We start from the raw sequence: 10,791 nt of genomic DNA on the forward strand, positions 1-10,791 counted from the left end.
TCGCTGCGCTCAACCCAACCTACGCAGAGCACCGTCGGTTGGCGCTGAGCGCAGCGAAGCCCAACGCCTCGATTCAACCAATCGCCCGCAACTCCTCCGCCAGCCTCTGCGCCAGCCAGCGCGCAGCCGGCCCCGGGGCGGCGTTGCGGCGCCAGGCCAGCTCCACCACCAGGGCCGGCGGCACCCAGTCGCAATCCAGTTCGGCCAGCAGGCCCTGGTAGGAGGGATAGCGCGCCACGTGCCGCGGCAGCCAGCCCCAGCCCAGGCCGCGCATCAGCAATTCGGCGAGCAGATAGAAGCTGTCGGCGCGCCACACCTGGGGGGCGATCTGCTCGCCGCCGGGATAGGGGTGCTCCAGCGGCGCGATCAGCAGCTGGCGATGGCGGGCCAGTTCGCGTCGCCCTACCCCACGCTGGCGGGCCAGGGGATGCTGGGCGCCACAGGCGGTGACCTGGGCGACATCGCCCAGGGCCTGGCGCTCCAGGGCCTCGGGCATGTGCTCATGGCGAAACAGCAGGCCGAGGTCGGCCTGGTCGGTCAGCAGCTTGCGCGCCACATCACCCTGGGCGCCGCTGGTGAGCTGGACCTCCAGGTGTGGGAAGGCCGCCGCCAGGGCGTCGAGGGCATCGAGCACCGGCTGGTAGGGCATGGCTTCGTCCAGCGCCAGGCGCAACAGCGGTTCCTGACCGGCACAGAGCGCCTGGGCGCGGCTGTCCAGGCGCTGGCACTGACGCAGCACCTCACGCGCCTCCTCCAGCAGCGCCAGCCCGGCCGCGGTGATGACCGGCGTGCGACCGTTGCTGCGCGTGAACAGCGCCACGCCCAGATCAGTCTCCAGCAGGGCGATGGCGGCGCTCACCGCCGATTGCGCCCGCCCCAGACGCCGCGCCATGGCCGAGAAACTCGCACCCTCGGCGATGCCGACGAAGATCTCCAGTTGCTCCAGATTCCACTGCACGACCCATCTCTCCAACAGATAGGTATCAACTTTCACCTATCGCCCGGATAGGCACAATGGGGGCCTTCGACAGGAGGAATCATCATGAGCGGATACATCTACCTGGCCATTGCCATCGCCGCCGAAGTCGTCGCCACCACCTCCATGAAGGCCATCAGTGGCTTCAGCAAGCCACTGCCACTGTTTCTGGTCATCACAGGCTACGGCCTGGCCTTCTGGATGCTGACCCTGGTGGTGCGCAGCATCCCCGTGGGCGTCGCCTACGCCATCTGGGCCGGGCTGGGCATCGTGCTGGTCAGCATCGCCGCGGCGGTGCTCTACGATCAGAAGCTGGACTTGCCGGCCATGCTGGGCATGGGCCTGATCGTCGCCGGGGTGGTGGTGATCCAGCTGTTTTCCGGCAGCACCGGGCATTGAGACCAGCGGCGGCGAGGAGCGTGTAAAATCACTCCTTTGCCGATCATCCGAGCAGGCCGTTCATGTCCCAACCCTGGTCCACCGATATCCTCATCGTCGGCGGCGGCGTCGCCGGCCTCTGGCTCAACGCCCGTCTCAGACGCGCCGGCTACGCCACCGTGCTGGTGGAGACCGGCGCCCTGGGCGGCGGCCAGAGCGGCAAGTCCCAGGGCATCATCCATGGCGGCACCAAATATGCCCTGAGCGGGATGCTCACCGGGGCTTCCGAGGCCATCGCCGACATGCCGCGGCGCTGGCGCGAGAGCCTGGCCGGCAGCGGCGAGCTGGATCTTTCCGGTGTACGCCTGCTCTCCGAGGCCCACTACCTCTGGTCGCCGGGCAGCCTGGCCGGCAACCTCACCAGCTTCTTCGCCAGCAAGGCGGTGCGCGGCCGGGTGGATGCGGTCAAGGGCGACGAACTGCCGCCGGCCCTGCGCGACCGCGCCTTCAAGGGCAAGGTCTATCGCCTCGCCGAGCTGGTGCTGGACGTACCCAGCCTGGTCGCACGCCTGGCCGAACTGGCCGGCGACAGCCTGCTGGCCGGACATGACCTCCAGCCCCTGCGCGAAGACGGCGAGCTGACCGGTCTGGTGGTGGACGGCCAGGCCATCCGCGCCCGCCGCATCGTGCTCACCGCCGGCGCCGGCATGGCCGATCTGCTCCAGGCGCTCCATCTGGAACAACCGGCCATGCAACGCCGCCCGCTGCACATGGTGGTGGTCAAGGGCCCCATGCTCAAACCCCTCTATGCGCACTGTCTGGGTGGCGGCCCCAAGCCGCGGGTGACCATCACCAGCCATCCCACCGCCGACGGCCAGTGGCTGTGGTACCTGGGCGGCGACCTGGCCGAGGCCGAGGGCGTGGCCCGTGAGCCAGCGGCGCAGATCGCCACGGCGCGCGAGGAATTGCAGCGCCTGCTGCCCTGGATCGACTTCGACGGCGCCCGCTGGGCGACCCTGCGCGTGGATCGCGCCGAGCCGGCACAATCCGGACTGGTGCGGCCGGACAACGCCTTCCTCGCCGAGGAAGGCCGCCTGCTGGTGGGCTGGCCGACCAAGCTGGCGCTGTCGCCGGACCTGGCCGACCGGGTCCTGGCCAATCTCGACCGCGACGGCATCGCGCCGGGACAGCACCCCGCCCTGCCCGTCCATCCGCACCCACCGGTGGCCGCGCCCTTCTGGGAGGAGCTGCTGCCATGAGCCTGCGCACCCTGCACGGTCTGCAGCGTCCGCTGGGCAGCACCGGTCTCGAGATTTCCCCACTGGGCCTGGGCACGGTCAAGTTTGGCCGCGACCAGGGCGTGAAGTACCCCAACGGCTTCACCATCCCCGACGACCGCAGCGCCGCCGATCTGCTCAGCCTGGCCCGCGAGCTGGGCATCAACCTGCTGGACACCGCGCCGGCCTATGGCCGCAGCGAAGAACGCCTGGGTCCGCTGCTGCGTGGCCAGCGCCAGCACTGGGTGATCGCCAGCAAGGTCGGCGAGGAGTTCACCGAGGGCCTGTCCAGCTTCGACTTCAGCCCGGCCCATACCCGCCGCTCGGTGGAACGCAGCCTGCGCCGGCTGGAGACCGACTGGCTGGACCTGGTGCTGGTGCATTCCGATGGCAACGACCTGGCCATCCTCCAGGACAGCGGCTGCTACGAGACCCTGGCCGAGCTCAAGCGCGAAGGCCTGATCCGCGCCTTCGGCTTTTCCGGCAAGACCGTCGCGGGCGGCCTCAAGGCGCTGGAGACCGGCGATTGCGCCATGGTCACCTTCAACCTCAACGAAGACGCCGAGATCCCGGTGATCCGGGCCGCCGCCGCCCAGGGCAAGGGCATCCTGATCAAGAAGGCGCTGGCCAGCGGCCACGCGGTGCTCGGTACCGGCCAGGATCCGGTGCGCGCGAGCTTCGCCCGGGTGTTCGCCGAGCCCGGGGTGAGCGGTGCGATAGTCGGCACTATCGATCCCCTGCACCTGTCACATAATGTCCGTACCCTGGCCGAAGTGATCTCCGCTCGGCCCTGATCCAGAGCGTTTCGCTGAACCCTTGCCTTCGCCCACTGGACGCCCTGCCCGCTCGCCCGGGACGGCGCGTCCGCGGCACACTACAACAGGAGTCGGCCATGCCCCAGCTCATAGCCCGCCACAATCCCAAGGCGTTCAAGACCCTGCCCCTTTCGGTCGAGGCCAATCATGACGGCCTCACCTACCAGGCGCTCGGCCAACCGCTGAATTTCAGCGAGATGCTGGAGCGGCGCAAGCCGATCGAGATCGAGGATGCCCAGCACTTCAGTGCGAAGCTCGCCAACCTGGGCGTCTCGGTGCGCCTGACGCTGAACTGGCAGGGCCAGGACCACTGGCTGCTGGTGCGCCAGCGCCGGCCCGATCGGGGCGACGTGGTGCTCAAGCTGATCTCCGGTTACATCCCGACCCACGAACTGGCCCTGCCGCTGCTCACCGCCGTGCAGGAGGTGGCCGAGGAGTGCCTGATCGAGACGCCGCGCGGCTGGCTGGCCGGCCGCTTCGCCGACACCTGGCTGCCGACGCCCTATGCCCCGGCCCTGCCCTACCGCGAAGACGTGGCCTTTCGCCTGACCCCGCGCTCGGGCGCGGCGCGGCCGGTGCGCTGCGGCAGCCTGGCGCTGCTGGAACGCCCCCGCGCCTATGTGCACACCCCCACCGCCTCGCTACAACTGGTCTATGACCTGCTGCTGGAACTGCCCAAGGAATGCAAGGCGCCAAGCCTGTTCCACGTCGACGAGAAGATCGAGAACGGCCAGTTGCTGGCGCGTCTGGCGCGCCAGCGCCCGGACCTCTATCTGGTCGCCCTGGACGACGGCAAGCCCACTGGCGAGCTCTACACCCTGTCCGCCGGCCAGCGCCTGCCGGTGTCGACCCGCGGCCTCTGGCTGTCGGAAAGCTTCGCCCGCCAGGACGGCTGGCTGGTCCACGACAGCCGGGTGCGCTGGCGTGACTGGCTGGAGCGCATGGCGCCCCAGAGCGCCCTGCAGCGGGCCTGAGGCCGACTCAGGCCACGCGCCCGACCGGTTCGCCCCCGGCGAGGCCCGTCTCCAGGGCCTCGATCACCATCTCGCCCATCCGCGTGCGGGTTTCCAGCGTGGCGCTGGCCCGATGCGGTTGCAGCGCTACCCGCCAATCCTCCCTCAGCGCCGCCGGTACCCGCGGCTCCTCGACGAAGACGTCCAGCCCGGCCCCGGCGATCCGCCCTTCGCGCAGGGCGGCGATCAGCGCGGCTTCATCGACCAGCTTGCCGCGGGCGATGTTGACCAGAAAGCCGTCCGGGCCCAACGCCTCCAGCACCTGGGCATTGATGATGCCACTGGCCTGGTCCGCCGCTGCGGCGACCACCAGGGCATCGCTCTGGCGGGCCAGTTCGACCAGGTCACCCACGAAGGTGTGCTCGACATCGGTCATCGGCCGCAGATCGGTGTAGGCGACCGGGCAACCGAAGGCGGCGACCCGGGTGGCCACCGCCCGTCCGACCCGGCCCAGGCCGACGATCCCGACGCGCATGCCGCTGAAGCGGCGCGCCAGCGGCAACGGTGCCAGCGGCGTGGGACTGCTGGCCCAGTGGCCCGCGCGAACGAAGCCGTCGCCTGCCATGAGTCCGCGACAGGCGCTGATGAGCAGGCCTACGGCCAGGTCGGCCACGTCCTCGGTCAGGGCACCCAGGGTCGCCGCCACCTTGATGCCGCGGTCGCGGCAGTAGGCCAGGTCGATGGCATCGGTACCGACCCCATTGACGGCGATCACTTCCACCGCCGGCAACTGCTCCAGCAGTGTCCGGGCGATGCCGGTATGGCCGCCGGTCACCACGCCGCGGATACGGGCACCGTGGCTGACGAGGAAGGCCGCCTGGTCTTCGATCTCGAAGTAGCGGTGTACCTCGAAGCGCTCGGCGAGGCGCTCGCGGATCGCCGGAATCAGGATGGCGCTGAGTTGCAGGATGACGGGTTTGCTCATGGGGAATTCCTCCACGGGTTTCAGCCGCGGCCGACGAAGGGCATCTTCGTCGCCATCACGGTCAGATTCAGGACGTTGGCCGACAGCGGCAGTCCGGCGATGTAGCGCACCGCATCGGCCACATGCCGGACGTCGCACATGGGCTCCACGGCGGTCTCGCCATTGGCCTGACGCACGCCCCGGGTCATGCGCTCCGACAGTTCGGTGAGGGCGTTGCCGATGTCGATCTGGCTACAGGCGATGTCGTAGGCCCGACCATCCAGCGCCAGGCTCCTGGTCAGTCCCAGCACCGCATGCTTGCTCACCGTGTAGGGCGCGCTGAACGGCCGCGGGGCGTGGGCCGAGATGGAGCCGTTGTTGATGATCCGCCCGCCCTGGGGCGATTGGCGCCGCATCAGGCCGAAGGCCGCGCGGGCGCACAGGAAGACGCCGGTGACGTTGGTGGCGAGGACGTTGTCCCAGTTGTCCAGCGGCAACTCGTCGACCGGCACCGCGGGGGCGTTGACGCCGGCATTGTTGAACAGCAGGTCCAGGCGCCCCAACTCCCGCTCGATCTGGACGAAAAGTCGCTCCACGCTGGCCGGATCGCGCACGTCGGTGGGGATCGCCAGGGCCTGCTGACCCTGCCCCAGGGCTTGGTCGACCAGTGCCTGCAACGGCTCACTGCGCCGCCCGGCGAGCACCACGGTGAAGCCCGCATCGAGCAGGGCCAGGGCCACGGCCTTGCCGATGCCGCTGCCGGCACCGGTCACCAGGGCGATGCGCGGAGTGGAAGTCTCGTTCATTGTTGTTCTCCAGGATTCCAGGGTTGCGGAGGGTGGCCGACCACCAGATCGAGCCGCCCGAGACCGGCGATGCCGGCGGTGATGATGTCGCCAGCCGCGAGTGGCGTGACTCCGGGCGGCGTACCGGTCATGAGCAGGTCGCCGGGCTGTAGCGGTAGGTAGCCGGACAGCAGGCTGATGGCCTCGGCAACCGACCAGATGAGTTCGCCCAGATCGGCGCGCTGCCGCTCCTCGCCATTCACCGCGAGCCAGATGGCGCCCTGGATGGGATGGCCACACTGGGCGACAGGGAACAGCGGTCCAATGGGCGCCGCCCCGTCGAAGCCCTTGGCTGCCTCCCAGGACTGGCCCTCGGCCTTGGCTCGGGCCTGCAGGTCGCGGCGGGTCATGTCCAATCCCACGGCGTAACCCCAGACGTGCTCGAGCGCCGTCGCCACCGGGATGCGGAAGCCGCCGCGACCTATGGCCACCACCAGTTCCACCTCATGGCAGAACTCGGTGGTGGCTGGCGGAAAGGGCACTTCACCTCGGGCGTCCATCACCGCGTTGGCGGGCTTCATGAAATACAGCGGCGTGGCCCCGCGGACGGTGGGCGTCCCGTCCCAGCCATAGTTGCGCCCCAGGCAGAACACCCGGCCGACGAAGAAGCGCTCGCCATGGCCGGCGATAGCGATGCTTGCAGGCGGCGGTGGCGCTGGCAGAGGCGGCAGAGGTGAGGCGAAGGAAGCGGTGGCATCGACGAGCATGGGGATCGTCCTGAGCGGGTGGGTGACCTCATGCTAGGAGAACGTCATCGAGGGGATTTGCAGTTTTCCGGCCATCGTCTGGACAAAAGACGGCTCCTGATCGGTGCGGCCCCGCTCCCTCCACGGACGAAAGCCGCCGCTCCCGAATGGAGTGGCGGCTTTCGACGCGGCCTACCCGCAGGCGCTCAGCGCGGGCGCAATTCGATGCGGTGCAGCCGACCGAGCAGGAAGGAGTAGGACAGCGTGCCCATCAGGGCCACCGCGCCGATGAACCAGAAGGCGTAGGCGAAGCTGCCGGTGTTCTGCACGATGAAACCGATCACCGTGGGGGTGACGATCCCGCCGATATTTGCCGCCAGGCTGGTGAAGCCGCCAGTGACGCCGATCAGCTCCTTGGGTGCCACCTCCGAAACCGCTGCCCAGGACGCCGAGGCGATTCCTTGGGCGAAGAAGGCGCAGGTCAGGATGGCGATGCACAACAGATTGGAGTCGGTGAAGTTGACCAGCACGATGGACATGCCCAGTGCCGACCCCACCACCAGCGGCAGCTTGCGCGCGAACGACAGCGAGCAGCCACGACGGATCAGCAGGTCCGATACAGCCCCGGCCAGCAGGATGCCCACGGTGGCGCCGACGAAGGGCAGCACGGCGAAGATGCCGACCTTGATGGTGCTCATCTGCCGTTCCTCCATCAGATAGGTAGGGAACCAGGTGAGGAAGAAATACAACGCCGAGGTGCTGGCGAACTTGCCCAGGCAGATCGCCCACACCTGCCGGTAGCTGAGCAGTTCAGCCAGTTGCCGCCAGTCGAAACGCGTACGCTCGCCCGCGCTCTTGACCAGGGCGCCGCCTTCTTCGATATAGGCCAGCTCCTCCGGGCTGACCTTCTTGCACTCGCTCGGATCGCGATAGAGCCACAGCCAGACCAGGCCGAAGAGAATGCCGGCGCTGCCGGTCACATAGAACACGTGGCGCCAGCTGTAGTGAGTGGCGAGCCACAGCAGCCCCCCGGTGAACAGCGCCGTGCCGAGGTACTGGCCACAGACGTAGATGCTGCTGGCCATGCCGCGCTCGCGCGCCGGGAACCACACCGTGACCGCCCGGCTGTTGGCCGGAAAGGCCGGCGCTTCCAGCGCGCCGACGGCGAGCCGCAGGCCGAACAGCGACGCGAAGCCGCCGACCAGGCCCTGCCCCACCGTCGCGGCGGACCAGGTGATCAGGGAGGCGCCGTACACCAGCCGCGAGCCGAAGCGATCGGCGATGAAACCGGCGGGCACCAGGGCGAAGGCGTAGGTCCAGGCGAAGGCGGAGAAGATCAGGCCCATCTGGATCTTGTCCAGGCCGAGGTCGCGGGACAGGAAGGGTGCGGCGATGGAGATGTTCACCCGGTCCACGTAATTGATGACGGTGGCGACCAGCAGCAACGTCAGCATGAACCAGCGGCGCCGCGTCGGCAGTGCCCGGGCGGCGGCGGCATCGCCAATGGCGGCCGTCTTGGGAGAGGTAGAGAGAGTCGACATTCCAGAGCCCCTTTTTATTGTTGGAGAGCGCGTGGCGGGAGGTTTCCCGGGGCCGCCGGCGGAACGGCATTACCCCTGTTGCAACAGATGTAGGTTATCGTATGACTACACCTTGACAACCGTCCGAGAAGCCTGGCGAAGGGGTCAGCCATCAAGTGCGTGGATAAATCCAGATTCCCCTACGCGCCCCGACACCTATCCGGACGGGAATGGAGTCGCGGGCTAGAGCGGATCGAGTGAAGGCCGCTCCTTGCTCGACTTGGACGATCGCCAGCGCCCGCGCAGCGACACCTTTACCGGCAGCGTTTCTGCGCCCGCCTTTGGAGAGAAAGATGCGTGCCACCCCCCGCGTTCCCACTTTTGGCATGCGTCAACGCAGTGCCAAGGCCGACTTCCATATCCGCGAAAAATCCTTTTCCACCGGCGAGCCCCTGCCCCATCGTCACGAGTATTTCCAGATCCAGGTCAATCTGGGCGCGGCGGGCAGCCAGCGCATCGGCAACGTCGAGCGGCCCTTCGCCGAACGCAGCCTGGCCTTCGTCCTGCCGCATCGGCTGCATCACATCCCGCCGGAACCCGGTAGCCGGGCGCTGCTGCTGAACTTCGACCAGCACTTCCTGCTGCCCCACCTGGACTGCTCGCCCCTGGACCTGGAAGACGTCAGCCTGCAGCAGGCACCCGAACTCGCGCCCTTTCGTTTCCAGGGCGAGCTGGATTTCGCCCTGGACGAGCAGGACTGGGCGGAGGTGCTCGCTCTGCTCGAGCGGATGCAGGCCCTGGATGCCGCGGCGGAACGCCCCTTCGGCACGCGGGAATACCTCAAGGGCTGTCTGCTGCAACTCATCGCTCTCGTCTGCCGGGCCTACGCCGATCCCCTACAGGCGCTCGCTGCGGCCAATGCCACCCGACGCAACCGCCGCAACGCCCTGGCACGGATGACCGAGTACGTACGCCATCATCTTGCCGATCCCGAACTGGACCTGAAGACCGTGGCGGCGGCCAGCTTCCTGTCGCCCAACTACCTGTCGCACTGGCTGCGCAAGGAAACCGGCAAGACCTTCAGCGAACTGGTGCTGGAGCGCCGCATGCACCTGGCCAGGAGCCTACTGCTGGACACCGAACTCTCGGTGGGCGAGATCGCCATGCGCTGTGGTTTCGCCGATGAAGCCTACTTTTCCCGGCGCTTCCGCCAGGCCCAGGGCGTACCACCCAGCCAGTTTCGCCGTCAGCTGGGCAGCTGAGCCACCGCCGGGCATGCCCGGGGTGGCCCGAACGGATCAGTCGCCACCGGCGCGGCGTTCACCGGTGACGCCGCCGGCCGCGGCCTGGACCCGACCGGCTAGCCGGGAAAAGGGCAGGGTCTGGATCCACACGGTGCCGTGACCGCTCAAGGTCGCCAGCACCAGGCCTTCGCCGCCGAACAGCATGCTGCGCAGGCCTCCGGCCAGCTTGATGTTGTAGTCGATGCCGCTGGTGAAACCCACCAGGCAACCGGTGTCCAGGCGCAGGGTCTCGCCCCTGAGCTCCTTGCGGATCACGGTGCCGCCGGCATGCACGAAGGCCATGCCATCCCCCTCCAGCCGCTGCAGGATGAAGCCCTCGCCACCGAAGAAGCCGGCGCCCAGGCGGCGGGTGAAGGCCACGCCGATACGGGTGCCCCTGGCGGCGCAGAGAAAGGAGTCGCGTTGGCAGAACAGGGTGCCGCCCAGGGCGGCGAGGTCCAGCGGAACCACCTGTCCCGGATAGGGCGCGGCGAAGGCGACGTGACGCTTCTCGCGCCCTTCGTTGGTGAAATGGGTCATGAACAGCGACTCGCCGCCGAGCATGCGCTTGCCGGCGCCCCAGAGCTTGCCGAGCAAGCCAGCGGAGCCGTCGCCCATGCGCGCGGTGAAGTCGATGTCGGCCTCCATGTAGGTCATGGCACCGGCCTCGGCGATCACCGTCTCGCCGGGATCGAGACCGATCTCCACCGCCTGCAGGGATTCGCCGAGGATGCGGTGATCGAGGATATGGTTGGGCATGGGAGTTTCCTGTACCGCTGTTGGAGGTTCCCAGCCTAGCAGCGATGGCAGGGGTTGGCGTGCTAGGCCTGGCGCCAGCGTTGGCCTGGGTAACGTGACAAATGGGGTGGAAGGTTCACTTGGGATGCTAGCCTGGTCTTCACCCTGGGGTTGAACCTCCAGGAGATCGCGGCCATGGGCCGCTCCTACCGGCAGGACCAAGCTGGCTGGGGTAGAGATTGCCGTGGCCGCGGCTGGAACCGATCTTCGTGCGCAAGCTTCCCTCACCCCTGCCCTCTCCCGGAGGGAGAGGGGGCGCTCGTGCAGGTTGGGCTGAGCGCAGCGAAGCCCAACAT

General features: G+C 68.3%; 11 protein-coding genes. 5 read left to right on the forward strand and 6 right to left on the reverse strand.

The features are described from left to right. Positions 1–73: 73 nt before the first annotated feature. A complete protein-coding gene (locus QMX82_RS24530) occupies positions 74–958 on the reverse strand; it encodes a LysR family transcriptional regulator (RefSeq protein WP_282288443.1) in 885 nt (294 codons plus the stop codon). A gap of 84 nt (positions 959–1,042) precedes the next feature. Between QMX82_RS24530 and QMX82_RS24535 the strand changes: the two genes are divergently transcribed. The 4 genes from QMX82_RS24535 (at position 1,043) to QMX82_RS24550 (ending at position 4,420) form a co-directional block, all read left to right on the forward strand. After that, positions 1,043–1,375, forward strand: a complete 333-nt coding sequence (locus QMX82_RS24535; protein WP_059316027.1) for a DMT family transporter — start codon at positions 1,043–1,045, stop codon at positions 1,373–1,375. Positions 1,376–1,437: 62 nt separating this feature from the next. Further along, on the forward strand, positions 1,438–2,613 hold the full coding sequence (locus QMX82_RS24540) for an FAD-dependent oxidoreductase (RefSeq protein WP_282288446.1): 1,176 nt from the start codon (positions 1,438–1,440) through the stop codon (positions 2,611–2,613). Continuing rightward, the gene (locus tag QMX82_RS24545) at positions 2,610–3,425 is read left to right on the forward strand and encodes an aldo/keto reductase (protein ID WP_208692539.1); all 816 of its coding nucleotides are present in this window, start codon (positions 2,610–2,612) and stop codon (positions 3,423–3,425) included. The genes QMX82_RS24540 and QMX82_RS24545 overlap by 4 nt, the downstream gene beginning before the upstream one ends. A gap of 98 nt (positions 3,426–3,523) precedes the next feature. Next, positions 3,524–4,420, forward strand: coding sequence for a metal ABC transporter ATPase (locus tag QMX82_RS24550; protein ID WP_187980211.1), 897 nt, complete (start codon positions 3,524–3,526; stop codon positions 4,418–4,420). Positions 4,421–4,427: 7 nt separating this feature from the next. Here QMX82_RS24550 and QMX82_RS24555 read toward each other — a convergent pair whose 3' ends face one another. The 4 genes from QMX82_RS24555 to QMX82_RS24570 form a co-directional block, all read right to left on the reverse strand. Beyond that, positions 4,428–5,384, reverse strand: a complete 957-nt coding sequence (locus tag QMX82_RS24555) for a 2-hydroxyacid dehydrogenase (RefSeq protein WP_282288450.1) — start codon at positions 5,382–5,384, stop codon at positions 4,428–4,430. Between the two features lie 20 nt (positions 5,385–5,404). Further along, positions 5,405–6,169 carry an SDR family oxidoreductase gene (locus QMX82_RS24560; RefSeq protein WP_282288452.1) on the reverse strand — a complete coding sequence of 255 codons (765 nt, stop codon included), beginning with the start codon at positions 6,167–6,169 and terminating at the stop codon, positions 5,405–5,407. Next, positions 6,166–6,915: a fumarylacetoacetate hydrolase family protein gene (locus QMX82_RS24565; RefSeq protein ID WP_282288454.1), complete on the reverse strand. Its 750-nt coding sequence runs from the start codon at positions 6,913–6,915 to the stop codon at positions 6,166–6,168. Before QMX82_RS24565 ends, QMX82_RS24560 begins: the two co-directional genes overlap by 4 nt. 185 nt (positions 6,916–7,100) lie before the next feature. Then, positions 7,101–8,435 (reverse strand): MFS transporter, encoded by a 1,335-nt coding sequence (locus QMX82_RS24570; RefSeq protein WP_208692545.1) that lies wholly within the window; start codon positions 8,433–8,435, stop codon positions 7,101–7,103. 332 nt (positions 8,436–8,767) lie between these two features. Between QMX82_RS24570 and QMX82_RS24575 the strand changes: the two genes are divergently transcribed. Then, the gene (locus QMX82_RS24575) at positions 8,768–9,676 is read left to right on the forward strand and encodes a helix-turn-helix transcriptional regulator (protein ID WP_282288455.1); all 909 of its coding nucleotides are present in this window, start codon (positions 8,768–8,770) and stop codon (positions 9,674–9,676) included. A gap of 36 nt (positions 9,677–9,712) precedes the next feature. Here the strand turns inward: QMX82_RS24575 and QMX82_RS24580 are convergent, their stop codons facing one another. Then, complete coding sequence (locus QMX82_RS24580) at positions 9,713–10,456, reverse strand: TIGR00266 family protein (RefSeq protein ID WP_282288457.1); 744 nt, start codon at positions 10,454–10,456, stop codon at positions 9,713–9,715. Positions 10,457–10,791: the final 335 nt, after the last annotated feature.

Origin of the sequence: Pseudomonas sp. PS02302, assembly GCF_029959585.1 — a bacterium.
GTDB classification, from domain to species: Bacteria; Pseudomonadota; Gammaproteobacteria; order Pseudomonadales; family Pseudomonadaceae; genus Chryseomonas; species Chryseomonas aestiva.